We start from the raw sequence: 26,415 nt of genomic DNA, 5'->3' as shown, positions 1-26,415 counted from the left end.
GGTCGGACGCGAACTGTCATACAGCGCTGCCGCCGCATTAATCGGCTGGTGACGCCGTAGCCGAATTTGCTGCAGAAACGGGCGGCGAAGGGGGCGGAGAGAAGATTTTGGCTGACCGCGGCGCATGCCAGCCGCGCTGCTATGTCGCAGCTAAAAATGCGATGTCCGCTGTGGACATCCGTCAGCTAGGCGGGTGCCGCAGTGCAGCGACTGGCATTTTAATTGCTTAGTAAGAGCCGGCCGATGGTGGCCGGGTACGCGTGCGGCGACCGACTGGCTTTCGGTTCCTCACGGTTTTGCATCATCAACAGAGAGGTTCAATGACCAAGTACAAGCTCGAGTATATCTGGCTCGACGGATATACGCCGACGCCGAGCCTGCGCGGCAAGACGCAGATCAAGGAATTCGCGTCGTTCCCGACCCTCGAACAGCTTCCGCTGTGGGGCTTTGACGGTTCGTCCACCCAGCAGGCTGAAGGCCACAGCTCTGACTGCGTGCTGAAGCCGGTCGCCTGCTATCCCGACGGTGCGCGCGAGAACGGCGTGCTGGTGATGTGCGAAGTCATGATGCCCGATGGCAAGACGCCGCATGTCTCGAACAAGCGCGCGACCATTCTGGACGACGAAGGCGCCTGGTTCGGCTTCGAGCAGGAATACTTCTTCTACAAGGACGGCCGTCCGCTCGGCTTCCCGGAGGCCGGTTATCCCGCGCCGCAGGGCCCGTACTACACCGGCGTCGGCTATTCGAACGTCGGCAGCGTCGCCCGCAAGATCGTGGAAGAGCATCTCAATCTCTGCCTGCACGCCGGCATCAACCACGAAGGCATCAATGCCGAAGTGGCCAAGGGCCAGTGGGAATTCCAGATCTTCGGCAAGGGCTCCAAGACCGCCGCTGACCAGATGTGGATGGCCCGCTACCTGATGCTGCGTCTCACCGAGAGCTACGGCATCGACATCGAATTCCACTGCAAGCCGCTCGGCGATACCGACTGGAACGGCTCGGGCATGCACGCCAACTTCTCGACCAAGTACATGCGCGAAGTCGGCGGCAAGGACTATTTCGAGAGCCTGATGAAGGCCTTCGACAAGAACCTGATGGACCACATCGCCGTCTACGGCCCGGACAATGACAAGCGTCTGACCGGCAAGCACGAGACCGCACCGTGGAACAAGTTCAGCTACGGCGTGGCTGATCGTGGTGCTTCGATCCGCGTGCCGCACTCCTTCGTCAACAATGGCTACAAGGGCTATCTGGAAGACCGCCGCCCGAACTCCCAAGGCGACCCCTACCAGATCGCTTCGCAGATCCTGAAGACGATCGCCGAAGTGCCGACCGGCGCCAAGGCTGCTGCGTAAAAGCTGCGGCCTCTTGGCAGCGGCGTAAGCCTCGGACCCGGATCGAGCCATCCGGTACCGTAATAGGGTCCGCCAGGGCGACAGCCTTGGCGGACCTTTGCGTTTTGGCGACAGTGTTTGCAGGCGGCTCGCCGCCGAAAGCGGTTTCGCCGCGTTATGAACCGCGCTAGATAACGGGTAGATTTTGGCTGCCGGGGACACGGCGCTTGTTTGAGGGGTTTTACAAGGTCCGGTTCGAGTTGGGCGGCAACGTTGGCCGCAGCGTGATGTATGTCGGCGACGGCAAGATGCTCGGTGGCAATTCGGCGTTCGCTCATATCGGTACCTACGCAAGAGACGGCGAGCAGGTCGCGGTCGAGATCCAGACCGTTCGCCACAACCCCGATCCGAACTACCGTGCGATGGCCGGCACCGATGACGCGACCCTGATCGCGAAGGGCCTGCCGGACGGCGAGCTCTACCGCTTCAAGGGCGAGCTCAAGGAATTGCCCGGCGTGCCGTTCCAGTCGGTGATGACGCCGATTACCGAGGCCGACATTCCGATTGCCGGCGGGGTCGGCGACGGCGGCATTGTCAACGGGCTTTACTCGATCCACATCCGCGTGCTCGACGGCGTCGAGGGCGGCCTCACCGGCGTGATGCTGCTCAACGATGGCCGCATCCTCGGAGGCGACGCGTTCTTCTACTATCTCGGTAGCTACACTTCCGAGAAGGGCCGCTGGAAGGGCCAGATCCTCAATCAGGAGCACACCTCGGCGATGGGCGAGAACCCGGTCTTCGGCGGCCATGAGGTCGGGATCGGCTTTTCCGGCACATGCGACGCGGAGGGCGCGGTGCTGGAGGCGACCGCGCTGGCCGGCAAGCGCAGCCTGCGCCTTACCGCCGCGCTCAAGCTGATGCGGCGGGCGTAAGCGATGGACAATTCGGTTCGCGTGTTCTCGACGCTGGCATTGAAGGGGGCGGTCGCGCGCCTTGCCGAGGCCTATCTGGCCGCGAGCGGGGTGCGGATCGATGCCGATTTCGCGCCGACGCTGGCGCTGCTCGAACGCCTGCGCAGCGGCGAGGGCGCCGATCTCGTGATCCTGACCCGCGAAGGCCTCGACGAGATGATCGGCGAGGGCCGCGTCGCGCGGGACAGCGCGGTCGACCTCGCGCGCTCCTATGTTGGTGTTGCAGTGAAGGCGGGTGCCGCGCATCCCGACATCGCGACCGAGGCCTCGCTGCGTGCGGCGCTGCTCGGCGCGCGAGCTGTGGCCTATTCGCGGCTGGGTGCCAGCGGTATCCTGTTCGCGCAGCTGATCGCGCGTCTCGGCATTGCGGATGCGATCAATGCCCACGCGGTGATCATTCCGATGGGCTTCACCGCGGAGAAGCTCGTCAGCGGCGAAGCCGATCTTGCGATCCAGCAGATCAGTGAGTTGAAACAGGTCGGTGGCATCGAGGTCATCGGGCCCGTTCCGCTGAATTTGCAGACAGCGGCGGTGTTCTCCGCAGGTCGCATCGTGGCCTCGCAGCGTGCAGAGGCCGCCGACCATCTGCTGCGCTATTTGTCATCGGCTGATGTCGCGCCGGTGCTGCGCGAGACCGGGCTTGAGCCTTGAATTTGTCTGCACCGCGACGCAACCTGCCGGTCATGCACAGATCTCTCCATGCGATTATCCTTGCTGTAGCGCTCGCCACGCCCGGGCTTGCCCATGCGCAATCGGCCGACCTCGTGCTGTGCGACCGGCTCGCTGCCGATCCCTCCGATCCCGACAAGCCGGCCGACGTGAGGGGCGTGGGCGACATCGCGTCGGCCGACATCGCGACGGCGATCAAGTATTGCGCCGTGGCGGCAAAATCGTCGCGCCGCGCGATGTACGAGCTCGGCCGCGCCTATGCCGCCAACCGGCAGATCGCGGAAGCCGCAAGCGCCTGGCGCAAGGCGGCCGACAAAGGCTCGACGTCGGCGATGGTCGAGCTCGGCGTGCTCTACGGTAATGGCACCGGCGTCGCCAAGGACGAGGCGCAGGCACGAAAGCTGTTCGAGCGCGCGGCGCAGGCCGGCAACGCGCGCGGCGTCAGCAATCTCGCGGCGCTCGGCGGAGGCGGTCCGGCCGCCGATCCGGCACGCGCGCGCGAATTGCTCGCCAAATCTGCCGAGACCAATGCGGAGGCGCAGTACCAGCTCGGCATGATGCTAGCGGACGGCAAGGGCGGCGCGCAGGACGATACGGGCGCGCGGGCGTTGTTCGAAAAGGCCGCCGCGCAGAACCATCCGGGAGCGCTTGAGCGGATGGGCGCCTTCGCGCAGGCCGGCCGCGGCGGACCGAAGGATAGCGATGCCGCAAAGGCCTATTACGAGCGGGCGGCCGCGCTCGGCGATGAGGATGCCAAGAAGGCGCTGGAGCGCGCCCGCTGTCCCTATGTCATCAAGGACAAGCGCGGCAATGCCGTGACCAATCTCTGCTTCTAGTCGGACAGGAACGCGCGCGCCTGCGTCTCGTTAGTATGCGTAACGCATTGGCGAGGCGATGTCATGATCCGCAAGCTGCGTTCCGGCGAGTACCGGCTGTATTCCCGCAAGGTCAATCCGAAGACCGGCAAGCGCCGCAATCTCGGTACCTTCAAGTCACGCGCGGCGGCAGAGAAGCACGAGCGCGACGTGCAGTATTTCAAGCGCCATTAGGACTGCGTGCTAGGGCCGCGGGCAGGCCGCGCCTGTCTTGACCCAGGCCTCGACCAGTGCGCCGGCCTGCGCCTGCGTGCCCGGCGCTGGTGAGCGGCCGAAACCGGGATGCCAAGCCCAACCCACCAGCGTGTCCTTGCCGATATGCTCGATCAGCTCCTCGACCTTGCGGCCGCCATTGCGCGCGGGGTCGCGGATCTGGGCGCAGATCTCGCCGACCGTTTTGCCGGCCCACGCCATCTCGCGTGGTGCGAGGTGCCATTCCGGATGACCCGGTACGCGACCGGGATCGAAATTGGCGTGCTGATGGCAGATCGAGCAACGCATCGCGTTGGTGCCGTGGCCATCGGCACCGCGCGTGACCGGCGGCTGGTGCATGCGGCTGATGTCGCCCTGCCGCGGACTGTCGCCGGCCGGATGACAGTTGGTGCAGCGCGGATGGGTCAACACCTTGCCGAGCTCGGTGAAGATCGCCGCGGAGCGCTGCTCGACATTCTCGATGCCGGCAAAGCTTTCCGGTGAGGCGAGGGCGTGGCTCGCGCTCTCCGACGCCGCATAGCCCGCGCACAGGCTGGCCGCCAGCGCCGTCACGACTGCAATGATCCGAAACCGCGTCTCCGATGACATCGCGCGCGGGCTCATTTGTTGGCGGTCAGATAGCGGTTGGAATCGGCGAGGATCACGTCGCGCACCGCCTGGTGATATTTGATGTAGCCGGTGCAGCGGCACAGATGGCCGTCGAGCGCTTCCGCAATCACGGTCTCGAGCTGGCCCCGTGCGACCGGCGTTTTTGCCAGCCGTTCGAGCAGCACCTGGCCCTCATTGAGGAAGCCCGCCGTGCAATAGCCGCACTGGAACGCGAAGTGGTCGATGAAGGCGCGCTGCAACGCGGAGAGCTCGCCGTCCTTGGCGTGGCCCTCGACGGTGCGGATCGCCATGCCGTCGAAATTCGCCGCCGGCACCACGCAGGTCGGGCTGGTGTAGCTGGTGCCGTCGGGGTTATCGATGATGATGGCGCAGCTCAGGCATTGCGCGGCGCCGCAGCCGAACTTGGTGCCGGTCATCCCGAGCATTTCGCGCAGGAAGTCGTTCATCGAGAGGTCGTCGCGGACCTCGATCGGGCCGTGCTTGTGGCCATTGATGGTGAGGTTGAGCGTGGTCACGCAAGCGCTCCCTTGAGCAGGCTCGTTGTCACCGGCAATGAGCGGAAGCGGTGGCCGGTGGCATCGTTGATGGCGTTGAGCAGCGCCGGCACGATCGGGATCATCACCACCTCGGCCATGCCCTTCGGCGGCTCGTCCGGCGTTAGCGGCGGCAGCATCTCGATCTCGAGATCGTGCAGCGGCAGGTCGGAGCCGCGCGCGATCAGGTACTGGCCGAGATTCCACTGCCCGTTGCCGGGGCCGCCTTCGAACGGCGGCAGGGTTTCGAGCAGCGCGTAGCCGACGCCCATGGCGAAACCGCCGTGCGACTGGCCGAGCACGACTTCAGGCACCAGCGCCTGGCCGCATTCGAACACGCTGTAGGCCTTGGCGATGCGCAAGATGCCGGTGGCTCGCTCGATCTCGACACGCACCAGCGTGCCGCACATCGAGGTGTAGGCGGTGCCGATCCGGTTGTTGTCGGTCGGCGGGAATTTCACGCTTGTTCGGTCGATCCGCTCGAATTGGCTCCGGCCGCGGCGAAGTGCGAGCGCGTCGATCTCGGCCCGGTATTGCTCGCCAAACAGCGGAAAGCGCGCGCGCGACCAGGCCCAGCGCGAGAAGCTGTGGGTCACCGCGCCGGTGACGAAGCCGCGCGCGTGCGCAGTCGCCGCAAGCTTCGGCAACGGCAGCGGCGCGAGCTCGCCGAGCATGAGCTGGCCGTCCTGCCAGCGCGCTTTGTCCCACTGCCGGGCGCGGGGATCGGCCTTGCCGATCTGCCAGAGCTCGAGCGCCGCCGGCCACAAGCCGAAGCGGAAGATGATGCGCGCCGCCTCGGCCGCCGAATGCGTGCCGACATGGGCGCCGATCGAGGCGCTGGTCGCCGAGCTGATCGCCGGCACCCAGCGCGGGTTCTTCTCGGCGAGGTCCTGGGTCTTCTGATCCATCGTGTAGGGATCGCCCGAGGTGACGAGCCCGAGCGCGTCATAGCTGTCGACCCGGGAGACGGCGACTTCATCGGCGACGGCGCCGAGATGGATCGCGACCCGGTTGGCGAGCGCGGTGCCGACGCCGTTGCCCATCTCGACGTGATCGCAGTGGATCGCGATCCGCCCCTCTTGATCGATCTCGACCCGGCCGAGCGAGCAATCCGCGCCCGACCCGTAATCCTTGGTGACGCAGGCCACACCGGTGCCGACCAAGCGTCCTTCGGGGGCCTTCTGCTTGAACGTGGCACGGTTCTGCCAAATCGGATGCGTCTCGAGCTTGTCGAGGATGTCAGGCGTGCGCACCGACACGATGTAGGGATTGCCGGTCATGGTCCGGCCGTTCTGCTTCAGCGCATTGTTGCGCCGGAACGCGATCGGATCGGCCTTGAGCTCGCTCGCGGCCTCGTCGATCAGCACTTCGAGCGCGGTCATGGTCTGCAGCGTGCCGTAGCCGCGCATCGAGCCTGCGGTCACGCCGCGCGAATGCAGCGCCACGGTGGTGACGTCGACCTTCGGGATGTCATAGATGCCGATTGCAGCGGTCGCGGCCACCACCGCGACATTGGCGGAGAAGTTGGCGAGCCCGCCGCCGTCGAGCACATGGTCGGCGGCGAACGCCGTGATCTTGCCGCTCTTGCGATCGATGCCGATCCGCGAGCGCATCTTGATCGGGTGACGTTTGATGCCGCCCTGGAATTGCTGGTAGCGGTCCTGCGCCAGCCGCACCGGCCGTCCCGGGAAGAACATCGCCGCCAGCGCCACGTAAAACACGAACGGCGTGTGGTCGCGGCCGCCGAAGCCGCCGCCGACATGGGCGAATTGCGCGTTGATGTGCGAGGGCCGGAAGGGCGCGCGGGCTTTGCCGAGCATGAAGGCGATCGACTCGGTCGCCTCGTAGGGCGACTGCACGCCGAGCACTAGTTCGAGCGTTTCGCTGTTATTGCTGTACCAGGCGAGCCCGCTCTCCGGTTCGAGGAACATCGGATCGACCGACTGGGTCTCGAACTCGCGGTCGAGCACGAGCTGTGACGGATCGTCCTTGTCGAGCTGGGCGCGGATTTGTTCGCCATAGGTGGCGGCCTTGGCGTAGTCAGCCTTGGTCTCCTTGGCGAGCGGCAGCCAGACCGGCAGCGCAGCGTTCTGGATGCGGCTCGGCGAAACCCAGCCGGCCTGGATCGGCGAGTAGACGTCGGGCGCATCGGGCGTGGCGCCGGCGACGCGCGTGAAGCGATACGCGCCAAAGGGCGGCAAGTTCACCGGGCCGGTCTCGTCACCGAACTTGACGAAGCCGACATCGCGCAGCGCGAGGCGTGCGTGGTCGAAGGCGTCGAACTGCTCGAAGATCAACAGCGCCACCGGCTGTCCGAGATAGATCGGCGTCTTGCCGACCGGGCAGAACAGGTCGCCGGCGTGGAATTCCGGCACCCGCGTGCCGATCCGGTCGAGATCGGCTGCGGTGACGACAACGGACGGCTTCGCCGGACCATCGAGGCGGGCGAGGTCCAGGCCGGCATAGACATGCGTCGCATCATTGGCGCGGACCAGGATGGCGTGCGACGTGGTCGCGGGCCAGCCCGGCATATCCACAGCGCGAAAGTCGGAAGCGTAGAGCTTTGCGCCGGTGACCTTTGCCACACCGTCGACGCGACCGGCGCCCTTGGCAGCCGGATTGAAATGGCCGCGCCCGGGCAGCGTCTCGCGGCTCGCGAAAGCCGGCTCCTTGGCAAGCGCCAGATGCGACAGGCTGACCGAGATGCCGCTGGCCGACAACCACTTCACGAATTCGCGTCGCGAAGGCCGCATGGTCTGATCTTTCATCAATCCCTCGACGGCATAGCGCGCGGGGGTTTAATAATTGGTGCAATACACGCGAAAGTATTGCGGCAAAGCGAGCGCAACCGCAACGCCGCAATACGTCGTAGCCGTCGCTCTGGCCTCACTTGAGGTCGGCGATGGTGGCGGGTCCCGGGCCCGGCGTGATCAACGTCGGCCACTGCTTGGAGCCGAACGGCACCAGCGGCGGCAGGAAGGTCGTCATGCCGCGCTTCTTGGTCTCGGCGATGATCGCCTCGCGCGCATCACCCCCCATCAGCTCATAATCCATCAGATGGTAGCTGCCGAAGAACAGCGCACCGACCGAGCGGTCCGCGATGATCCTGGTCAGCGACTCCAGCATGTCCGACGGCGTGGTGGTGAAGGAGATCGTCTCGATCAGCATCAGGCGGCTGTTGATCGCATCAGGCCCGAAGAACTGCGCCAGCACGCTGAAGATCACGTTGTTCTGCCGCGCCACATAGATCGTGTTGCTCGCGCCGTAGGTCTTGTCCCAGTCTGGGCCGAGCTGGTTCTTCCAGTCGGCCATGACCGTCATCCAGTGCGCGACCTGGGTCTGCGCGGCCCAGGCGACGTTCTTGGCGAGCAGCGGCGCCTGCTTCTTGCCAAACGCCTCGAGCGTCGCGAACGGGATCGCGCCGGCGGCAAGGCATTCATCCATGAAGGCGAGGTTGTTCTTGAGGATGGCGCGGTTGTTGTCGCGCCAATCCGCCTGCATCGGCGTCGCATCGAGCCCGTCGAGCGCTGACTGCATCCGGCTGCGATAGGCCTGCATCGACCCGCGCCACGCCTTGTCTTCGGGATTGTTGACGTAGGGGCCGACCACTTCGGCCAGTGCCATCGTGCTGTGACCGACCGATTTGAGCAGCTGATAGACGATCGGAACCTGCGGCGCCTCGGTCGGCGGCTTGCCCGGTCGGTACAGGATCAGGCGGCCGCCGGCGCCGGAGAACAGGCCGAGGATCACCGGATGCTTGTCGAGGATGTTCTTCTGGAAGATCCGCGCCGCATCGCCATAGAGCTCGAACATGCCGGTGTTGAGCGCGAGCATGTCCTTGGTCGCGACGTCGGCCGGCGTCGACGAGGTCTTGCCCGAGATCGGTGCCATGTAGTCGGGCAGCGACTGGGCGAGGGCGGCATCAGCGCTGCCCAGCAGCAACGCCAGTGCAGCGACCAAACGGATACGATGGGTCATGTCATGCTCCTCGCAGCCCCCGACTAACGCCGAAGTCCGCGATGCGGCCCCTCGACGCTGGCGGGATGCGCAATTCTTTTTTGACGCAAATGAACAGGGATGGTCGATCCCGCATGACGCAACACGACGGGGCCGGGTGCTTACAGCTAAGCGACGAATCGGCGGGTGTCCACACCCGGAGACTACGCGGGTGGTTGCGCCATACTGTCGTACGACGCCGGATTCAGCGGAGCTTTCTCATTCAGGGAATCACTCGCGTCGACCGCGTCGTCGATGGCTTCAATCCTTGATCAGGAGCACGCCGCCGATGATCAGCGCGATGCCGGCCAATCGTGAAATCGACACCGGATGCTGCGCCAGCCCGAACATGCCAAAATGGTCCATCGCGATGCCTGCGGTCATCTGACCCGCGACCACCAGCGCAAGCAGGGTTGCGGCGCCGAGCGACGGCAGCAGCAGGATCATCAAGAGGATGAAGACGCCGCCGAGGATGCCGCCGCTCCAGGCCCACCACGGCACCGCCGTCACCAGCTTCCACGACGGCACCGGCTCCCGGGTTGCGACCAGCACGACCGCCATCGTCACGAGCCCGCCGAGATAGCTGACCAGCCCGGCCCAGGCCGGTGAGTTCAGGGCGGACCGCAAATTGCCGTTCAGGACCTGTTGAACGGCGACGGCAATGCCGGCACCGAGCGCGAGGAGATAGAGAAACCAGACCTGCATGTGACGCCCCAAAACCGATCGCCGAAGGATTTCCTGTCATATTCGATCGGCAACGATCGTGGCATGCATTGGTGCGCGGCGCGAAACCCGCGGAATGGGCTTCCACCCACGTCCGAGATCGAATAAGAGGCCGCAACCCCCAATTCCCCAGTATTTGAGCATGATCCGCCTCGATAACGTCTCCAAGCAAGTCGGCCACCAGATCCTCTTCATCGAAGCCTCCGCGGCGCTCCAGAAGGGCGAGAAGATCGGCCTGGTCGGGCCGAACGGCGCCGGCAAGACCACGCTGTTCCGCATGATCTCGGGCCAGGAAATCCCGGATGAAGGCCAGGTCTCGCTCGATCGCGGCATCTCGATCGGCTATTTCAGCCAGGACGTCGGCGAGATGTCCGGCCGCAGCGCCGTCGCCGAGGTGATGGACGGGGCAGGACCGGTCAGCCTGGTCGCGGCCGAGCTTCGGGAACTCGAGGCCGCGATGGCCGACCCCGACAAGGCCGACGTGATGGACGACATCATCGCCCGCTACGGCGAGGTGCAGCACCAGTTCGAGGAACTCGACGGCTACGCCCTCGACGGCCGCGCACGCGAAGCGCTGGCCGGCCTCGGCTTCAGCCAGGAGATGATGGACGGCGATGTCGGCAAGCTCTCCGGCGGCTGGAAGATGCGCGTGGCGCTGGCGCGCATCCTGCTGATGCGGCCCGACGTCATGCTGCTCGACGAGCCGAGCAACCATCTCGATCTCGAAAGTCTGATCTGGCTGGAGCAATTCCTGAAGGGCTATGAGGGCGCGCTGCTGATGACCTCGCATGACCGCGAGTTCATCAACCGCATCATCAACAAGGTGGTCGAGATCGACGCCGGCCAGCTCACCAGCTATTCCGGCAATTACGAATTCTACGAACAGCAGCGCGCGCTGTCCGACAAGCAGCAGCAGGCGCAGTTCGAGCGGCAGCAGGCGATGCTGGCCAAGGAGATCAAGTTCATCGAGCGCTTCAAAGCGCGCGCCTCGCACGCAGCTCAAGTGCAGAGCCGGGTCAAGAAGCTCGACAAGATCGAGCGGGTCGAGCCGCCGCGCCGGCGGCAGACCGTGGCGTTCGAATTCCAGCCGGCACCGCGCTCGGGCGAAGACGTCGTCAGCCTGAAGAACGTCCACAAGGCCTATGGCAGCAAGCGGATCTATGACGGGCTCGACTTCATGATCCGCCGCCGCGAGCGCTGGTGCGTGATGGGCATCAACGGCGCCGGCAAGTCGACGCTCTTGAAGCTGGTCGCCGGTTCAACCGAGCCCGACGACGGCGCGGTCGCGGTCGGCGGCAGCGTCAAGATGGGCTATTTCGCCCAGCACGCGATGGACCTGCTCGACGGCGAGCGCACCGTGTTCCAGTCGCTGGAGGATGCATTTCCGCAGGCAGGCCAAGGCTCGCTGCGCGCGCTCGCCGGCTGCTTCGGCTTCTCCGGCGACGATGTCGAGAAGAAGTGCCGGGTGCTCTCGGGCGGCGAGAAGGCGCGGCTGGTGATGGCCAAGATGCTGTTCGATCCGCCGAACTTCCTGGTGCTCGACGAGCCGACCAACCATCTCGATCTCGCCACCAAGGAGATGCTTATCAACGCGCTCGCCGAATTCGAGGGCACCATGCTGTTCGTCTCGCACGACCGGCATTTCCTCGCCGCGCTCTCCAACCGCGTGCTGGAGCTGACGCCGGAAGGCATTCACCAATTTGGCGGCGGCTACACCGAGTATGTCGCGCGCACCGGCCACGAAGCGCCGGGGTTGCGGAGCTAGCTCAAGCGCGCCACCGCGCGCAAAATGCCTCGACGTCGCCGGACTGAAATTCGGGAAGGCGCTCCCAAATGGCTTCCGGCGGCCAATTCCACCAGGCGATCTGCGACAGCTCGGCCGCGATCTTGCGGCTGAACCGCTCCTTGATCGGTCGGGCCGGCACGCCGCCGACAATGGTGTAGGGCGCGACGTCGCGCGAGACGACCGCGCCGGCGGCCAGCACCGCGCCGTCGCCGACCGTGACGCCGGGCAGCACGATCACGCCATGGCCGATCCAGACGTCGTTGCCGATCACGACGCGATCCGCGCGGCGCTCGCTGAAGAAGCCATGATCGCGCTCGGCGGAGGCTGTGTAGTATTCCGGGCAGTAGGTGAAGCGATGCTGGGAGGGGCGCTCGAGCGGATGATTGGGCGCGCCGATCCGGACCTGCGCCGCGATCGCGCAGAAGCGACCGATCACGGCGTCGGCGACCATGCAGCCGCTGCCGAGGTAGGAGTAGTCGCCGAGCTCGGTGTACTCGATCGCGGTGTCGCCGAGCACTTCACAGCAACGCCCGACCTTGACCTCCCGCAGCTTGACCGTCGGCTCGATGACGGTTTCGGCGATCTTGGGGCGGGAAGGCTTCGGTGCGGTCATTAGGTTTGTCCTCGATACGGCGAGCCGCTTCAGTCGCACGATTTTTGTTACGGCGAGATGACAGGATTCGAGAACAGGCACCCGCAGTCTAGTTTTTCAGCGCGTCGACCACGGCAATCGCCCGCACCATTGCATCCTGGAGCGCTGCGCTGTTGGCGGGGTTCGATTGGCGCTTGCGGCCGGGGTCGTCGAAGTCGTGGCTCGCGCCGGGATAGACCACGACGTCGATCTTGCTGCCGGCGGCGATCGAGCGGCGGGCGACGTCCTGGCAGCGCTCGGGCGATACCTCTTCGTCGGCCGTGCCGAGCAGCATCGTGATCGGCGCGGTCGTCGTCAGTGTCTGCGCCAGCAGGGCGGCCGGTCCGCAGCCCGGATAGAACACGAGCGCGGCACGATAGCCTGACGTCGCCGCGCCTTGCCGCTGGATCACGTTCAGCGCGGTGCTGCCGCCGTTCGACCATCCCTGCAGGAAGATCCGATTGGCGCTGACATCCTTCTGGCTGCGCAGCCAGCTCAGCGCGCCCTCGGCGTCGAGCGGCCGCACGGTCTTTTCATTAACGTCGGTGCGATCGGGATCGTCATGGGTGAAGCGGCCGAAGCCGTGCGCCTTGCCGCGCGGCCCGAAACTGTCGGGCAGCAGCGCGACATAGCCGCGGTCGGCCCAATAATGTCCCCACATCGCATGGCGCTTGGACAGGCTGCCGGCATTGCAGGCCGCGGACGGATTGGTCCGCGACACCAGCGTGCAGTCCTGGTTGACGTTGATCGAATAGGGCCCGCCGCGACCGTGCAGCAGCACGATCGCGGGGTGCGGGCCCGGGGTCTGCGGCCTGAACAGATAGCCGACGATCTCGGTCTTGCCGTCGGCGCTCGGAAAGAAAACCGTGTCGGGCGCAGCTGCCGCTGCTGTCGGCAATGTAGTGAGCATCAGGAGGGCAATCGGAATCGCGCGATGGGTCATCAGCGCAGCATGGACAACATTTCGGATGAATTGCGGCATCGCCGTTTCCCGCCAGCAATGCAAAGCGGCATGGGGCGCTGCGTGGTGCTCGGCTTGTGGGGCCATGTACCTCCCGCTACGCTTCAGAAAAAAGCGGGAGCGAAACGGCATGAAGCAGATCAGGATCGGCGACATCACGATCGACGCGGTGATCGAGCGCGAGGGGCCGTGGCGGCGGCCGCAGGATTTCTTCCCGACCTATGACGATGCCGTGTTCAAGCATCATCTGAAGAGGATGGAGCCCGAGGTCTTCGACGCCGCGCGCGGCATGATGGTGATCACCTACCAGACCTTCGTGGTGCGCACGCCGCGTTATACCATCCTGGTCGACACCTGCACCGGTGAAGACAAGGGGCACCCGCCGCCGTTCGACTTCCCGGGCAAGGAGCGCTGGCGCAACGAGCTGTTCGCGCTCGGTATCTCCTATGAGCAGATCGATTACGTGTTCTGCACCCATCTGCATATCGACCACACCGGCTGGAACACCACCCTGCGTGACGGGCGCTGGGTGCCGACCTTCCCAAATGCGAAATACGTCTTCCACAAAGGCGAATATGCGGCCTGGGAGGCCGAGAACGCCAAGGGCGCCAATCCGCCCGGCACGGTGTTTCGCGACAATTGCCTGCCGATCGTCGAGGCCGGGCAGGCGCTGTTGGTCGATGACGACTATGCGCTCGACGACACCGTCACGCTGACGCCGACGCCGGGTCATTCGCCCTGCCATTGCTGCGTCAACATCTTCTCGAAGGGGCAACGCGCGGTGGTCGCCGGCGACCTGATGCATCACGCGATCCAGTGCCGCGAGCCGGAATGGTCGGCCAAGCCGGATTGGGATCCGAAGCAGTCGGCGCTGTCGCGGCGGAAATTCTTTGGCTCGGTTGCCGGGACCGACACGCTGATCCTGCCGATCCATTTCCCGGCACCGACCGTGGGCCTGATCACAGCGGACGGCGATCGCTTCGACTATCGCTTCAAGCGGGAGTAGGTGCGGGGTTCGGCGTTATCAGAGCCGCGCCGTGCGGGTCTGGCGCGGGACCTGGGTCAGAAAGCGCTCCAGATCGGCGCACAGGCGATGCGCGAGTTCCTCATCGATCGCGAATGTCGCAACGGTGCCGGCGCAGTCGATTTCGATGGTCCCGCGCAATGGCACGGCGGAGGTGGTCGACACTTCGACATCTGTCGCTCGCTGCACGGTCATGTCGTTAATCTTCCTTTCAGGCCGGTTGCCGCCAATCCTCATTTGGGGACGACGGGGCGTCCCTTTCGCTTTCGTTCTTCGATGAATCTCACGCCGATCTCGGTGCCGTCGATGCGAACCAGCTCGCAGCGCCGGAACGCTAGGCCCCGCGACGACAGCACCAGGAAGAACTCCTGGGCCTTCAGCACATCAAGCGTTCCATCGACCTCGAGCCGGGCGCCGCTCTGCGAAACGTCGAGCAGAATGCAGCTCCGCCGCCAGGTGCCGTCGACGCCCATGAGATTGACGGGATGGCGCGTATCAAGTCTGACGCGTTCCGCCCTGCGATCACCATATGTCATTGCGCCATTCACATTGCCTGAGCACGTTTCGCGGTCAGGTCGCTCAGCGAACCAAACCGGATCGTGCGCTGCGCGTTTGAGAGCGGCAGTCCTTCGAACAATTGCCGTGCGCGCTCCAGATCATCGGGGGCAACGGTCCGCCCGGCCATACGGTAGCTGACGATCGTCGCCGTCGTATTCCAGTTCAGTCGCGATGCGCGGCATGCGATCACGAGCCCGCTGATGTCGACGGCTTCCATCAACGGAGCGATTGTCTCAATCGGAGCGCTCGCGAGCTGCGCCAGCGCCGCCACGACGTTGCGTACTTCCTGCCTGATCGCGAAGCGGTTGACGCTGGAGTCATTCAGCTGTCCGGTATTGTTGAGGGCCATCACCTTGGCCCGCGCCTCCGCATAGTCGATCGTGGCTGGCGGGCTTGCGGAGGCGCGGGCCGCGCCGGCATCGATGGCGGCGCGGATCGTGTCGCGAAGTTCGGGCCGCGCGAGCTTGAGCAGCCGGGCCTGCTGGCGCGGCGTGGATCGCATCACGAGGTCGACCAAGACGCGGTGAGGCAGGTCGCTGCGCGAGATCAACGCGTCGGCGATATCATCGTCGCGCTCGGCGGCATCGACCAACATGGCAAGGCCGGCGCTGGTCATCTCCGCGCCGGGATTGCGGGCGAGCGCGCGAAGCACATTGCCGTCGCCGCGCAGCAGCAGAATGTCCGCGAGCTCGGCGTTGATCGCCTTGCGGCCGGCGATCGCGCAGAGATGCCCCTCGGCCCGCATCCAGGCGATGTCGATCAGATCGGCATCCGGAATGCAGTCGCATTTTCGCAGGATTGGCGCGGCGACATCGGCGTCGTCATGGTTGGCCAGACGACGTGCGAGTTCCCGCGGCACCAGATGCAAGTCGGCGAGCGAGCGGCTGAGCGTGGTCAGGGTCCGCAGCTCGACGTCGTCAGTCAGGCGGATCAGAATCCCGTCGAACATCTCGACCTGATGCGCGCTGAGCCGATGAGCGTCGTCGAGAAAAAGCCCTGCCACCTCCTGCAGCATGCGCGTGCGGAGATCGGCGGAGCCGGCTTTCAGGACGTGGTCGAGCTTGGCAATAAGATCGGACGAGGCAATGACTGTCATTGCGGTACCTAAAATGTTCCGCGACGAGGAACATCATCGTTCCAAATGACAATCTGCTCCCCGAATCTTTAATAGGGGTATAGAAATTGATGGAGGGGCCGATTCCAGCAGTGGATATTCCGGCAAACACTATCGAAATTCGGCAGTGGCGATGCCTTGCCCGATTGTCCGGCCCGGCGAACGCCCCGCATTTTCCCTGATTGAATTCGTCAGACGATTCGCATTTGGTGCTTGGAATTTATCAATGAGGCCGGCGCGAAGTGGGCGCGGCGCACAAATTTTGAAGAACAGTTCATTTGAAGAGCATTTCATAGGAGCGGACATTTGACGGCGCCATTGCTGGTGCCGAGAGTCTTTCGTTTTGACGATGTTGATGCATTCCGGAGTTCGATCCGAAATCTGGATGTTGATTTCACGCCACTTGCGCGGAAGATTTCGGCCGAGCAGGTCATCCTGAGCTTGCCGGGATGCGAGCTCAATTACACGCAGTCCTTTCCACGGATCGTCGACGCGCAGCTTGGGCCGCATACGACCGCGGTCGGCTTCACGATGGACGACGGCGTTCCGATGCGCTTCAACGGCGTCGAGCGCGATCGTGCGGTGATCGTGCTCGGCGGCGGTGGCGCGTTCTATACCTCGGTGGAGGAGACGGCCCGCCAATATGTCTCGGTGATGTTCACGCCCGAGATCGTCGACCGCGGTTGGCCGAACCCCGGTCTCCAGTTCAGCATCCACGAGATTTCTCAACGCGCGCAGGATCGGCTGCGCGAAGTGGTCCGGCAGGTTCTGCTCGTCACATCGGAACAGGTTGCGATCGCGGAGTTCGCTTCGGGGGCGTCGATCAAGGAGACGCTGCTCGCCGCGATCGACGATGCGTTCGCCGAGATTGTGCCGGCCAGATGGGCGACGCGCGCCAACACGACGCGCCAGTTCAAGGTGTTCAACGACGCGCGCGCCATTCTGGCCGGCGATGTCGCTCATCCGATCTATAGCGGCGAACTCGCCAAGCAGATCGGCGTGTCGGTGCGCACGCTGCATGATGCGATCCAACGCTACCGGGGCGTCAGCCTGCATCGCTATCTGCGGCTGCGCCGGCTCTGGCTGGTGCGAAAGCGACTGCTCGCCGGGGCGCCCAGCGTCAAAGCCTGCGCGCTGGCCTATGGCTTCTGGCACCTCAGCGATTTCTCGCGGAGCTACCGCTCGCAGTTCGGGGAAGCGCCGTCGGAGACGCTGGCGGCATCTCGCGTACGTGCCGATCCGTCATCGAGCAGACACGAATCGTAACAATCCGTCTGAACGGAATCTTAACGCGGGCTAGGGAATCTGTCGGTACGATTCCACCAGAGGCGGCCCTGATGCATCCCCGGCGATTTGCGCGTGTTCGACCGTCGGGTTGCGTCTCCAGTGTGGTCAAGCTCCAGCTAGACCCCAAGACGCCGCTGATCGAATGCCGGCTGGTGGACTATTCCGCCGGCGGGGCCTGCCTGGAGTTTTCCAAGCCCATCCAGCTGCCGGAACGTTTCGAAATGTTTCACGGCAACACAAGGAAGCGCTGCCGGCGGGTCTGGAGCAGGGGCGTGCGGGTCGGCGTCTCGTTCTGAACGCCGCCCGGATCGAGCTCCATCGACCCGTCAATAGCCGTTCGGGTCGCGCCTTGCGCGACCCGATGGTCTGTCCCGATGAAAGGGGCGCGTCAGCGCCGGCGAAACGGCTTAGGCGCCGCTCTGGCACTTCTTCATGAATGAGGTCTTGGCTGCGCCGGCGAGCTTCTTGCCGTCGGAGCCGACCGCCTTGGTCTCGCAGGAATCCATCGTGCACTTCTTCATGAACGAGGTCTTGGCCGCGCCAGCCAGCGGCTTGCCGTCCTTGCCGACCGCCTTCGTCTCGCAGGAGGCGTCCTGTGCAAATGCCGAACCGGCGGCAAAGGTCGCGATCACGGCCGCCAAGAAAATCCGCTTCATCTGGGTTCTCCCTAAACCAAACCAGTGGCCGGATTGGATATCGGATTCTTGGCCCGATCAAGTTCCCACAGCCGATTTTGTCTATAAAATACCCGGTTAGCTGTGAGAAAATTCCGCGTGCAGTGCGGAACAAAATGAGGGAAACGCGGAATGGAATTCGAGACGCTGGTACAGACACGCAAAAGCGTGCGCGGGTTCAAGAAGCAGCCGGTGTCTCGGGCAACCGTCGAGGAGATCATCGAGGTGGCCAAGCGCGCGCCGTCCTCGATGAACACCCAGCCCTGGCACGTCCACGTCCTGACCGGGGCGCCGCTGGAGGAAGTGCGTCGCCGCAACATGGAGGAGATGATCGCCGGCGCCAAAGCCAAGCGCGACATCGTCAGCCATGGTGAGTACGAGGGCGTGCATCGCGGCCGCCAGGTCGATATCGCCAAGAAGCTGTTCGGCGCCATGGGCATTGCCCGCGATGACAAGCCGATGCGGCAGGACTGGGTGCTGCGCGGCTTCCGCCAGTTCGACGCCCCGGTCTCGCTGGTCCTGACTTACGACCGGATCCTCGATCCCGGCGCGGTCTGCCATTTCGATCTCGGCGCGCTGTGCTACGGCATCGTGCTGGCCGCCTGGGATCGCGGCCTCGGCAGCGTCATCAACGGCCAGGGCATCATGCGCTCCGACATCGTGCGCGAGGTCGCCAACATCCCGGAGGACCAGGTGATCATGACCTGCGTCGCGATGGGGTATCCCGACGACGGCTTTGCCGCCAACGCGGTGCGGTCGGACCGCGAGGCCAACAGCGACTTTGTCCGCTACGTCGGCTTTGCGGACTAGCGATCGTGCGACGCGTGCGGACCCGCAGCAGCATCGCCGCGGTCGTTCTGACCCTGCTCGTCTTGATCCTGACCCTCGCTGCGGGGCACGCAGAAGGCATCCGCCTCGAGCCGCTCAAGATCCCGGTGCCGAATGGCGGAGGGGCGGGGCCGTCCGTCGCGCTGCTTGATGCGATCGTGCTGCGGCCCGATGACGGCAAGCCGCATCCGCTGGTCCTGCTCAATCACGGCTCGCCGCGTTCAGCGAGCGATCGTCCGTCGATGAGCCCTTATGGGATGTGGGCGCAGGCGGCGGAGTTTGCGCGGCGGGGCTGGGTCGCGGTGGCGTTCCTGCGTCGCGGCTACGGCGCCTCGCAGGGCGGATGGGCCGAGGCTTACGGATCGTGCTCCGATCCGGACTATGCGAAAGCCGGCCGCGCCGGCGCCAGCGATCTCGTAGCCGCCGCCAAATTCATGACCGGCCAGGCCTATGTCGGCAAGGGAAAGTGGATCAGCGTCGGCCGTTCAGCGGGAGGCTTTGCCACGGTGGCGCTGACGTCCGCCGCGCCGCCGGGTCTTGCCGCCGCGATCGTGTTCGCGCCGGGCCGTGGATCGAGCGGCCCCGATACGGTCTGCGGGGAGGCCAAACTCGTCGACGCGTTCGCGCAGTTCGGCAAATCCTCGCGCGTTCCGCTGCTGTGGGTCTCCGCCGACAACGATCATTTCTTCGGCCCGAAACTGGTGACGCGGTTGTCGGATGCATTCGCCGGATCAGGCGGCAAGCTCTCGCTGGTTCGAACAGGTGCGTTCGGCAGCGACGGTCACATGCTGTTCAACGAGAGCGGCACGGCGATCTGGGCGCCGATCGTCGATCGCTTCCTTGCCGACAACAAGCTCGTGCTGCGCGATCGTTTGCTCGATGCGCCGACCCGTCCGGCGCAATTGCGCGGACGCTGACCGCGCCGCGGGATATTGTATTCCGCTCCATGAAACCATCGCGCGAGCGTGAGCGCGGGCGCGCGTTTCCGCTATTCTCACCGACAAAAAATGCGCTACTGGTTTTGTGAAACGAAACAGCACAGGCGAGGATTGTCAGATGAGCGATGACGAACAGACAGCAATGATCCGCGAGACGGTCGCGAGATTTGTCGATCGCGAACTGATCCCGCTCGAGCCGCAATATCTGAAATCCAAGCTGCCCGGCAGTGATCATCCCGAGCTCACATCGGAACAGCGCAAGCGGCTGCGCGACGTCTCGAAGGAGCTCGGGCTTTGGGGCCTCGATGCGCCCGAGGATCTCGGTGGCCACGATCTGCCGACGCGCACGATGGCTGCGGTGCATGAAGAGCTCGGCCGCAGCTGCGTGCCGTTCGTGCTGCCGCCGGATTCGCCGAACCTGCGCATGCTGCAGGCGGTCGGCACCGACGCGCAGAAGAAGAAATACCTGCAACCCTATATCGAGGGCCGGATGGCGTCGGCGATCGCGATCTCCGAGCCCGGCGCCGGCGGCGATCCCGCAGGCATGAAGACGCGCGCGGTGCTCGAGGGCGAACAGTGGGTGCTGAACGGCCGCAAGATCTGGATCAGCAATGCGCGCGCTGCCGACTTCATCATCGTGATGGCACGCGTCGGCAACGATCAGCGCCAGGGCGGCATCACCTCCTTCATCGTCGAGAAGGGCACGGCGGGCTTCATCATCGAGCGCGAGATCCCGATGGTCGGCGGCGGCTCGACCTACGAGATCGTGTTCGAGGACTGTCGCATCCCGAAGGATTCAGTGCTGGGCGAGGTCGGCAAGGGCTACGCGCCGATGCAGCTGCGGTTGCGCACGCGGCGGCTCGAGATGGGATCGACCTGCGTCGGCATCACCAAGCGCGCGCTCGACATGATGTGCGAGCACGCCAAGCAGCGCGAGACCTTCGGCGTCAAGCTCGCCGAGCGCCAGGCGATCCAGTGGTGGATCGCCGATATCTCCACCCGCATGCATGCCTGCCGGCTGATGGTGCGCGAGGCCGCCGACAAGACCGATCGCGGCGAGGACATCCGCCACGAGGCCTCGATGATCAAGGTGTTCGCGACCGAGATGGCCTATGACGCCTGCGACCACGCCATGCAGACGCTCGGCGCGCTCGGCGTCACGCTGGAATTGCCATTGAACGCGCTGTGGCAGAAGGCCCGCCTGATGCGGGTGTATGAAGGCCCGAGCGAGGTCCATCGCCAGGCGATCGCCCGCCGCGTGCTCGGCCTGCGCGGCGGCTAAAGACCATCAGTTGTGACCGGCGGGGCCGTACCCCGCCATCACTTCAAGCCGCCCGCACGTCGGACAGGAAGCGGTTGACCTGGCCGGCGAGGTCCTTGGACTGAGTCGAGAGCTGTTCGGCCGCGCCCAGCACCTGGGTTGCGGCGGCGCCGGTATCGTCGGCGGCGCGCTGCACCCCGGAGATGTTGGAATTGACCTCCTGGGTGCCGCGCGCGGCTTCCTGGACGCTGCGCGAGATTTCCCTGGTCGCCGAGCCCTGTTCCTCGATCGCCGCCGCAATCGCGGTGCCGATCTGGTCGATCTCGGTGATGACGTCGACGACGCTGCGGATGGCGGTGACGGTCTCGTCGCTGGCGGTCTGGATCGCGGTGATCTGCTCGGAGATCTCCGTGGTCGCTTTGGCGGTCTGGCCGGCGAGCGACTTCACCTCCGAGGCGACGACGGCAAAGCCGCGGCCGGCTTCGCCGGCGCGGGCCGCCTCGATGGTGGCGTTCAGCGCGAGCAGATTGGTCTGTGCCGCGATGCTCTGGATCAGCGTCACGACGTCACCGATCTTCTGGGCGCCTTCGGCCAGCGAGCGCGCGGTGTCGCCGGTGCGGCGGGCATGGTCGACGGCGCGCGCGGCGATCTCGGTCGAGGTCGCGACCTGACGGGCGATCTCGGAGATCGAGGAGGTCAGTTCCTCGGTCGCGCTCGCCACGGTCTGGACGTTGGTCGAAGTCTGATCGGAGGCCGCGGCGACGACCGCGGCCTGGCGGTTGGTGGCAGTTGCGGTGGCCGACATCGATTGCGCGGTATCTTCCATGACAGAAGACGCCGCCGACAGTCCGCCGACCAGCTCGGTGACCTTGGCTTCGAAAGCGCGGGTGAGATCGTCGAGCACGCGCGCGCGGCGCATCTTGACGTCGTTCTCGGCTTCCTTCTCGGTCGCGAGGCGATCGGCTTCGATCCTGTTGTCCTTGAACACCTGCACGGCGGCGGCCATCGCGCCGATCTCGTCGTTGCGCGCGGCGCCCGGGATCGCCTCGGCGACGTCGCCAGCGGCAAGCCGCGACATGCGGCCGGTGAGGGCGGCGATCGGATTGAGGATGCGGCGGCGGATCATCACGATGAGGCCGGCGCTGGAGGCAATGACCGCGAGCAGGCCGATCAACGCGATCACGAAGCTGAAGCGGGCCGACGAATAGGCGCTTGCGAGCCCTTGCTCGGCATTCTCGTAGAACGCCTCGCGCACGGTGATGATGGCGGCGAGGCCGATCTGCGATTCAGGATAGTAGGTGTCGAGATCCAGCTCGTATTTGCCGGTCACGGCGCCTTCCTTGGCGAGTTTCAGCGCCTTGCCGAACCGCTCGACATAATCGGCTTGCATCTTGCCGAGCGCCGTCATGACGTTCGCGGGCGTCGCGGGATTGTTGCGCAGCTCCTGCAACGTCGAGAGGATCTGCTCGGTGCGGCCGGTCGAGCGATAGAGCTCGAGCTTCTCCGGCTCGGTCGCGACGCGCTTGGCCCCGACCAGCGCCTTGTGCAGGCTGGCATTCAGGCCGCCGATGTCGCGCAGCGTCCAGGCGACGTTGGCGTAGTTGGCCTGGCGATAGGCGTTGCCGTCGAGGCCGGCGAGCCGGCGTACCTGCTCGTCGAGCAGCGTGGTGACGCCGGCGTTGAACGCGGAATTGTCGGAGACGATCTTGCCGGCGGCGGCGCGGCGGGCATCGGCCGGGCCGGCGATGGCAGCCGCAATGGCGTCGCGGAGTCCGGTGAATTTCGTCTTCAGCGCGTCGATCTGGCTCGCGACGGCCTCGCCATCGTCGAGCGATCCCGGCAGGGTGGCGCGCACCTGGTTGACCTTGGCAAGCGCGCCGTCGGTCAGTTGGCGCTGACGGTCGAGCTCGGCGATCTGCTTCGGATCGATCGTGCCGGCTGCGAGCAGCAGATTGGTGGCGTAGCCACGCTCGGGGTTCATGTAGCGCGGGATGTCACCGACGGCGCGGACGATTTCGAGCCGGCTCTGCGCGGTCGAGACCTTGTCCATGATCTGGTACTTGGTGACAGCGACATAGGCCGCGAGCCCGCCGCCGACCGCGGACAATGAGACGATCGCGGTCGTCAGGAGAGTACCGATTTTCATGGGATGCGCGCCATTCTGGACGAGAGGAGAGACCTCAACCGTACCGGGTGCGCATTAAGCTTGGGTTTATGATGTGGAGCCGGGGCGGTCCCGGCGGTCCCGATCATTCGAAAGTCGAAGGCGGCCCCGCACCACCCCGGCCGCGACCGGCGGCAAGGGCAAGGCAAGGCGAAGAGCAAGGGCGTGACGGTCAGTGCTCGTCGTCGTCAGCACCCTTGGTCGCGGCGCGGTGCTGGGTCGCGCCGCCCGCGCCCTGTTCGCCGCACGGAAGCTGGTTCCAGGTGCCGTCGGCGGCCTGCTGATAGGCCTGGCAGCCGGCCGGCGTGGTGGCGGTGGATTTCTCGTCGGCTTTCTGCCGCTCGGCACTCTTGGCCAGCGCTGGCGTCGCCAGGGCAGCGATGGCTGCGAGCGAGCTTGCGAAAACCAGCTTTGCGATCCGCATGTCGGGTTCTCCTTCTCGAAGCGAACCCATATCCAGAAAAGGAATCTGGCGATTTTGGGCCGCTGCGAGGCGCCTGCGACCAATTGCTTAATGGCAGGAGAACGGACCGGAGCGGCGGTTAACGTCTGCGGGCGCGTCGCGGGACGGCTGTCGCAGTGCCGTGCTAGGATCGCCGTTCATGACCCACCGTATTCTCGTTCTCTACGGCTCCTACCGTTCGGATCGCATGGGCATCCGGCTGTCGCATTTCGTCGTCGACGGCCTGCGCGCGCGCGGCGACGATGTCGAGTTGATCGACGCCAAGGAGGTCGGCCTGCCGATGCTCGACCGGATGTACAAGGAACATCCCAAGGGGCAGGCGCCGGCCGCGCTCGAAACGCTCGCCGGCAAGATCCGCGATGCCGACGGCTTCCTGTTCGTCACCGGCGAATACAATTGGGGCATCCAGCCCGGGCTGAAGAACCTGACCGATCATTTCCTTGAGGAATGGTTCTGGCGTCCGGCGGCGATCGCAAGCTATTCGGCCGGACGGTTCGCCGGTGCGCGCGCCGCGACTGCCTGGCACGGCACGCTGTCGGAGATGGGCATGGTAGTGGTGTCGAGCACGATCAGTGCGGGGCCGATCGCGCAGACCCTGTCGGCCGAAGGCAAGCCGATCGGCGAGGGCGGTAAGTCGCTCGAACGTGCCTTTCCACGCTTTGCCGACGACTTCACCTGGTGGATCGAAGCCGCCAAGGCGCAGCGGGCGCGCAAGGCGCCGCCATACTGAGCGCAGGTCTGCGCATCCGGGAGTTTTGCGATCATGAGCCTGTTCACATCGCCCTTCGATCCCGCACGCGAGACGGCTCTGGTGACCGGCGCCGGCAACGGTATCGGCCGCGCCATCGCGCACGCGCTGGTCGGCGAAGGTGTGCGCACCGTGTTCGCCGATCTGCATGAGGACAGGGTGTCAGCCGCGATCAAGGCTGCCCCGCGTCCCGAGCTCGCGGTGCCCTGGGTCGGCGATCTTGCGCAGAGCGAGGCGTGCGACGCTTTGCTGGCGCATGCGAAAGGCGCGGTTGGGCAGGTGACGCATTTCGTCCACAGCGCCTCGCCGCCGCGCCGCGAGGCCGATCATGCAATGGCGGTCGATGACGAGACCTGGCGGCAGATGCACGCGGTCAATCTCGATGCCGGCTTTCATCTGTCGCGCGAACTGGCGCGCGGGTTGGTCGCGGCGAAGGCGCCGGGCTCGTTCCTGTTGCTGACCTCGCTGCACGCGGGCACGCCGCGCAACCTGCCGCATTACTCGACGGCGAAGGCCGGCATGGCGATGCTGGTCAAGGAGCTTGCCAAGAGCTGGGGCCGCTATGGCATCCGCGTCAACGCGCTGGTGCCCGGCGCGATCGCGGCCGGCGGCTTCGTCGCCGATCCCGCGCTGGCAAGGCACATTCCGCTTGGCCGGCTTGGCCAGGCGGAGGATCTCGCGCCGATGGCGCTTGCTGTGCTCTCGCACAAGCTGTCCGGTTACGTCACCGGTGCATCCATCGTGGTCGACGGCGGCCTGTCGCTGACCAACTGGTTCGCGCCGCCGGAGCTTGACTAAGCGCCGTCGCTCACTCCTTGGTCCTGATGTAACCGGCGAGGCGTGACTTCTGGTTCTGGCACCATGTCGTCATGCTGCCGGCGCGGCGCTGGTCGAGGTCGGTGGACTGGGTTGCGATCGCGACTTCGGTCATCAGATCGTCGGGCTGCTTCTCGCCCATCTTGCCGCCGGTGTGCATGTAGGCGATCGCCTTGCGCACCTGCTCGGTGGTGCCGTCGGGCAGGTGCATGTCTTGCGCGCGCTGCACGAGGTCCTGATAGACTAGGTCGGTGCCGGGGCATTCGACCTTGGCAGCAAAGGCCTGCAGCACCATCGTGACATAGGCCGCGCGCGGATCGGCGGCATGGGCCGGTGTTGCCGCGACAATCAGACCGCCGATCAGCAGAGCGTAACGCATCGAATTCCTCCCGAGGTTTTGGCTATTTTGTCGCAAGGCTAGCGTCCGCGGGAACCAACTGCAACCGTCAGGACACACTTGCCGAAGGAACCGATCAAACGGCCGTGTTCCAGCCGAGGCTGCCACGATTTCAGCACGATTTCGGCAGCAAGTGCCACAAGTTGACGCAGGGGAGAATGATCGTGTCAAAGATGGGGCTTGCTGCGGTGCTGGTGGGTTCACTTGCGCTTGGCGGCTGCATGCAGGCGACGCTGTCGCCGGTGACGGATGCCGCGATGACGCCGCGCGATCGGCAATTGCTGGCCCATCCGCCCTATGCGGATGCCAAGATCCCGGATCAGTTCCAGCGCCACCTTGTCGATTACACGCGCAAGGAGCAACCGGGTTCAATCCTGGTCGATACCGACGCGCGCTACCTCTATTACGTGCTGCCCGGCGGCAAGGCGATCCGCTACGGCGTCGCGGTCGGCGAGGAGGCGATGGCCTTCTCCGGTGTGGCCACGGTCGGCCGCATGGCGGAATGGCCCGATTGGGTTCCGACCCAGGATATCCAGGAACGGCTAGGACCCTATCCGAAGCGGGTCGCCGGTGGACCGGCCAATCCGCTCGGCGCCCGGGGCATCTATCTCTACCAGGGCAACAAGGACACGCTCTACCGCATCCACGGCACCAACCAGCCCGAATATATCGGGCAGGCGATCTCGTCGGGCTGCATCCGCATGAACAATGCCGACGTGATCGACCTCTACCAGCACGTCAAGCCGGGCGCGACCGTGGTGGTGCTGCCGCCGGGACAGAGCGCGTAATTCGAATACCGAAGTGCAGTGCGGCCGATCGCGTCATCGCGATCGGCCGCTTTT

Annotated in this window: 30 protein-coding genes; 15 read left to right on the top strand and 15 right to left on the bottom strand. The window is 65.3% G+C overall.

What is annotated here, in order from left to right; genetic code table 11:
- Positions 1 to 320: 320 nt before the first annotated feature.
- From JQ616_RS11070 to JQ616_RS11050, 5 genes are all read left to right on the top strand, one after another.
- On the top strand, positions 321 to 1,355 hold the full coding sequence (locus JQ616_RS11070; protein WP_212014290.1) for a glutamine synthetase beta-grasp domain-containing protein: 1,035 nt from the start codon (positions 321 to 323) through the stop codon (positions 1,353 to 1,355).
- A 206-nt stretch (positions 1,356 to 1,561) separates the two neighbouring features.
- Positions 1,562 to 2,266, top strand: coding sequence for a hypothetical protein (locus JQ616_RS11065; protein WP_212014288.1), 705 nt, complete (start codon positions 1,562 to 1,564; stop codon positions 2,264 to 2,266).
- 3 nt (positions 2,267 to 2,269) lie between these two features.
- Positions 2,270 to 2,956, top strand: a complete 687-nt coding sequence (locus JQ616_RS11060) for a substrate-binding domain-containing protein (protein ID WP_212014286.1) — start codon at positions 2,270 to 2,272, stop codon at positions 2,954 to 2,956.
- Between the two features lie 32 nt (positions 2,957 to 2,988).
- Positions 2,989 to 3,810, top strand: a complete 822-nt coding sequence (locus tag JQ616_RS11055; protein WP_212014284.1) for a tetratricopeptide repeat protein — start codon at positions 2,989 to 2,991, stop codon at positions 3,808 to 3,810.
- A 63-nt stretch (positions 3,811 to 3,873) separates the two neighbouring features.
- Positions 3,874 to 4,023: a hypothetical protein gene (locus JQ616_RS11050; protein ID WP_016843021.1), complete on the top strand. Its 150-nt coding sequence runs from the start codon at positions 3,874 to 3,876 to the stop codon at positions 4,021 to 4,023.
- A gap of 9 nt (positions 4,024 to 4,032) precedes the next feature.
- On the opposite strand, the gene JQ616_RS11045 is transcribed toward JQ616_RS11050, so the two are convergent.
- The 5 genes from JQ616_RS11045 to JQ616_RS11025 form a co-directional block, all read right to left on the bottom strand.
- The gene (locus JQ616_RS11045; RefSeq protein WP_212014282.1) at positions 4,033 to 4,650 is read right to left on the bottom strand and encodes an Isoquinoline 1-oxidoreductase subunit; all 618 of its coding nucleotides are present in this window, start codon (positions 4,648 to 4,650) and stop codon (positions 4,033 to 4,035) included.
- 11 nt (positions 4,651 to 4,661) lie between these two features.
- Positions 4,662 to 5,186, bottom strand: a complete 525-nt coding sequence (locus JQ616_RS11040) for a (2Fe-2S)-binding protein (protein WP_212014280.1) — start codon at positions 5,184 to 5,186, stop codon at positions 4,662 to 4,664.
- A complete protein-coding gene (locus tag JQ616_RS11035) occupies positions 5,183 to 7,957 on the bottom strand; it encodes a xanthine dehydrogenase family protein molybdopterin-binding subunit (RefSeq protein ID WP_212014821.1) in 2,775 nt (924 codons plus the stop codon). Before JQ616_RS11035 ends, JQ616_RS11040 begins: the two co-directional genes overlap by 4 nt.
- A 133-nt stretch (positions 7,958 to 8,090) precedes the next feature.
- Positions 8,091 to 9,182, bottom strand: a complete 1,092-nt coding sequence (locus JQ616_RS11030; protein WP_212014279.1) for a hypothetical protein — start codon at positions 9,180 to 9,182, stop codon at positions 8,091 to 8,093.
- A 279-nt stretch (positions 9,183 to 9,461) separates the two neighbouring features.
- Positions 9,462 to 9,905 carry a DMT family transporter gene (locus tag JQ616_RS11025; protein ID WP_212014278.1) on the bottom strand — a complete coding sequence of 148 codons (444 nt, stop codon included), beginning with the start codon at positions 9,903 to 9,905 and terminating at the stop codon, positions 9,462 to 9,464.
- Between the two features lie 160 nt (positions 9,906 to 10,065).
- Between JQ616_RS11025 and JQ616_RS11020 the strand changes: the two genes are divergently transcribed.
- Positions 10,066 to 11,688, top strand: coding sequence for an ABC-F family ATP-binding cassette domain-containing protein (locus JQ616_RS11020; protein WP_212014277.1), 1,623 nt, complete (start codon positions 10,066 to 10,068; stop codon positions 11,686 to 11,688).
- A 1-nt stretch (position 11,689) separates the two neighbouring features.
- Here the strand turns inward: JQ616_RS11020 and JQ616_RS11015 are convergent, their stop codons facing one another.
- Both JQ616_RS11015 and JQ616_RS11010 read right to left on the bottom strand, forming a co-directional pair.
- Positions 11,690 to 12,322, bottom strand: a complete 633-nt coding sequence (locus tag JQ616_RS11015) for a DapH/DapD/GlmU-related protein (RefSeq protein ID WP_212014276.1) — start codon at positions 12,320 to 12,322, stop codon at positions 11,690 to 11,692.
- An 88-nt stretch (positions 12,323 to 12,410) separates the two neighbouring features.
- A complete protein-coding gene (locus JQ616_RS11010) occupies positions 12,411 to 13,322 on the bottom strand; it encodes a dienelactone hydrolase family protein (protein WP_249136615.1) in 912 nt (303 codons plus the stop codon).
- A gap of 109 nt (positions 13,323 to 13,431) precedes the next feature.
- On the opposite strand from JQ616_RS11010, the gene JQ616_RS11005 reads away from it, so the two are divergent.
- Positions 13,432 to 14,307 (top strand): MBL fold metallo-hydrolase, encoded by an 876-nt coding sequence (locus JQ616_RS11005; protein ID WP_212014275.1) that lies wholly within the window; start codon positions 13,432 to 13,434, stop codon positions 14,305 to 14,307.
- Positions 14,308 to 14,325: 18 nt separating this feature from the next.
- On the opposite strand, the gene JQ616_RS11000 is transcribed toward JQ616_RS11005, so the two are convergent.
- The 4 genes from JQ616_RS11000 to JQ616_RS39275 form a co-directional block, all read right to left on the bottom strand.
- Positions 14,326 to 14,520, bottom strand: coding sequence for a hypothetical protein (locus JQ616_RS11000; RefSeq protein ID WP_212014274.1), 195 nt, complete (start codon positions 14,518 to 14,520; stop codon positions 14,326 to 14,328).
- A 38-nt stretch (positions 14,521 to 14,558) separates the two neighbouring features.
- Positions 14,559 to 14,861 carry a PilZ domain-containing protein gene (locus JQ616_RS10995; protein WP_212014273.1) on the bottom strand — a complete coding sequence of 101 codons (303 nt, stop codon included), beginning with the start codon at positions 14,859 to 14,861 and terminating at the stop codon, positions 14,559 to 14,561.
- Between the two features lie 8 nt (positions 14,862 to 14,869).
- Positions 14,870 to 15,979: a DUF2336 domain-containing protein gene (locus JQ616_RS10990; RefSeq protein ID WP_212014272.1), complete on the bottom strand. Its 1,110-nt coding sequence runs from the start codon at positions 15,977 to 15,979 to the stop codon at positions 14,870 to 14,872.
- Between the two features lie 129 nt (positions 15,980 to 16,108).
- Positions 16,109 to 16,507 (bottom strand): hypothetical protein, encoded by a 399-nt coding sequence (locus JQ616_RS39275; RefSeq protein WP_249136733.1) that lies wholly within the window; start codon positions 16,505 to 16,507, stop codon positions 16,109 to 16,111.
- A 21-nt stretch (positions 16,508 to 16,528) separates the two neighbouring features.
- On the opposite strand from JQ616_RS39275, the gene JQ616_RS10985 reads away from it, so the two are divergent.
- Both JQ616_RS10985 and JQ616_RS10980 read left to right on the top strand, forming a co-directional pair.
- Positions 16,529 to 17,263 (top strand): AraC family transcriptional regulator, encoded by a 735-nt coding sequence (locus JQ616_RS10985; protein WP_349629981.1) that lies wholly within the window; start codon positions 16,529 to 16,531, stop codon positions 17,261 to 17,263.
- Between the two features lie 71 nt (positions 17,264 to 17,334).
- A complete protein-coding gene (locus tag JQ616_RS10980; RefSeq protein ID WP_212014271.1) occupies positions 17,335 to 17,580 on the top strand; it encodes a PilZ domain-containing protein in 246 nt (81 codons plus the stop codon).
- 111 nt (positions 17,581 to 17,691) lie between these two features.
- Here the strand turns inward: JQ616_RS10980 and JQ616_RS10975 are convergent, their stop codons facing one another.
- Positions 17,692 to 17,940, bottom strand: coding sequence for a hypothetical protein (locus JQ616_RS10975; RefSeq protein ID WP_212014270.1), 249 nt, complete (start codon positions 17,938 to 17,940; stop codon positions 17,692 to 17,694).
- Between the two features lie 150 nt (positions 17,941 to 18,090).
- On the opposite strand from JQ616_RS10975, the gene JQ616_RS10970 reads away from it, so the two are divergent.
- The 3 genes from JQ616_RS10970 (at position 18,091) to JQ616_RS10960 (ending at position 21,006) form a co-directional block, all read left to right on the top strand.
- Positions 18,091 to 18,768, top strand: a complete 678-nt coding sequence (locus JQ616_RS10970) for a nitroreductase (RefSeq protein WP_212014269.1) — start codon at positions 18,091 to 18,093, stop codon at positions 18,766 to 18,768.
- 5 nt (positions 18,769 to 18,773) lie between these two features.
- Positions 18,774 to 19,703 (top strand): alpha/beta hydrolase family protein, encoded by a 930-nt coding sequence (locus JQ616_RS10965; RefSeq protein WP_212014268.1) that lies wholly within the window; start codon positions 18,774 to 18,776, stop codon positions 19,701 to 19,703.
- A gap of 139 nt (positions 19,704 to 19,842) precedes the next feature.
- Positions 19,843 to 21,006: an acyl-CoA dehydrogenase family protein gene (locus JQ616_RS10960; protein ID WP_212014267.1), complete on the top strand. Its 1,164-nt coding sequence runs from the start codon at positions 19,843 to 19,845 to the stop codon at positions 21,004 to 21,006.
- A gap of 43 nt (positions 21,007 to 21,049) precedes the next feature.
- Here JQ616_RS10960 and JQ616_RS10955 read toward each other — a convergent pair whose 3' ends face one another.
- Positions 21,050 to 23,131, bottom strand: a complete 2,082-nt coding sequence (locus JQ616_RS10955) for a methyl-accepting chemotaxis protein (RefSeq protein ID WP_212014265.1) — start codon at positions 23,129 to 23,131, stop codon at positions 21,050 to 21,052.
- Positions 23,132 to 23,321: 190 nt separating this feature from the next.
- On the bottom strand, positions 23,322 to 23,573 hold the full coding sequence (locus tag JQ616_RS10950; protein WP_212014263.1) for a hypothetical protein: 252 nt from the start codon (positions 23,571 to 23,573) through the stop codon (positions 23,322 to 23,324).
- 178 nt (positions 23,574 to 23,751) lie between these two features.
- Between JQ616_RS10950 and JQ616_RS10945 the strand changes: the two genes are divergently transcribed.
- Both JQ616_RS10945 and JQ616_RS10940 read left to right on the top strand, forming a co-directional pair.
- Positions 23,752 to 24,342, top strand: a complete 591-nt coding sequence (locus JQ616_RS10945) for an NADPH-dependent FMN reductase (protein WP_212014262.1) — start codon at positions 23,752 to 23,754, stop codon at positions 24,340 to 24,342.
- Positions 24,343 to 24,375: 33 nt separating this feature from the next.
- Positions 24,376 to 25,158 (top strand): SDR family NAD(P)-dependent oxidoreductase, encoded by a 783-nt coding sequence (locus tag JQ616_RS10940; protein ID WP_212014261.1) that lies wholly within the window; start codon positions 24,376 to 24,378, stop codon positions 25,156 to 25,158.
- A gap of 10 nt (positions 25,159 to 25,168) precedes the next feature.
- Here JQ616_RS10940 and JQ616_RS10935 read toward each other — a convergent pair whose 3' ends face one another.
- On the bottom strand, positions 25,169 to 25,555 hold the full coding sequence (locus tag JQ616_RS10935; RefSeq protein ID WP_212014260.1) for a hypothetical protein: 387 nt from the start codon (positions 25,553 to 25,555) through the stop codon (positions 25,169 to 25,171).
- A gap of 191 nt (positions 25,556 to 25,746) precedes the next feature.
- Between JQ616_RS10935 and JQ616_RS10930 the strand changes: the two genes are divergently transcribed.
- A complete protein-coding gene (locus tag JQ616_RS10930; protein WP_212014816.1) occupies positions 25,747 to 26,361 on the top strand; it encodes a L,D-transpeptidase in 615 nt (204 codons plus the stop codon).
- Positions 26,362 to 26,415: the final 54 nt, after the last annotated feature.

It is taken from the genome of Bradyrhizobium tropiciagri (assembly GCF_018130545.1).
In the GTDB taxonomy this organism is placed as follows: Bacteria; Pseudomonadota; Alphaproteobacteria; order Rhizobiales; family Xanthobacteraceae; genus Bradyrhizobium; species Bradyrhizobium tropiciagri_A.
The sequence above is the reverse complement of the archived record's forward strand: the minus strand, read 5'-3'. Positions and strand labels throughout refer to the sequence as shown.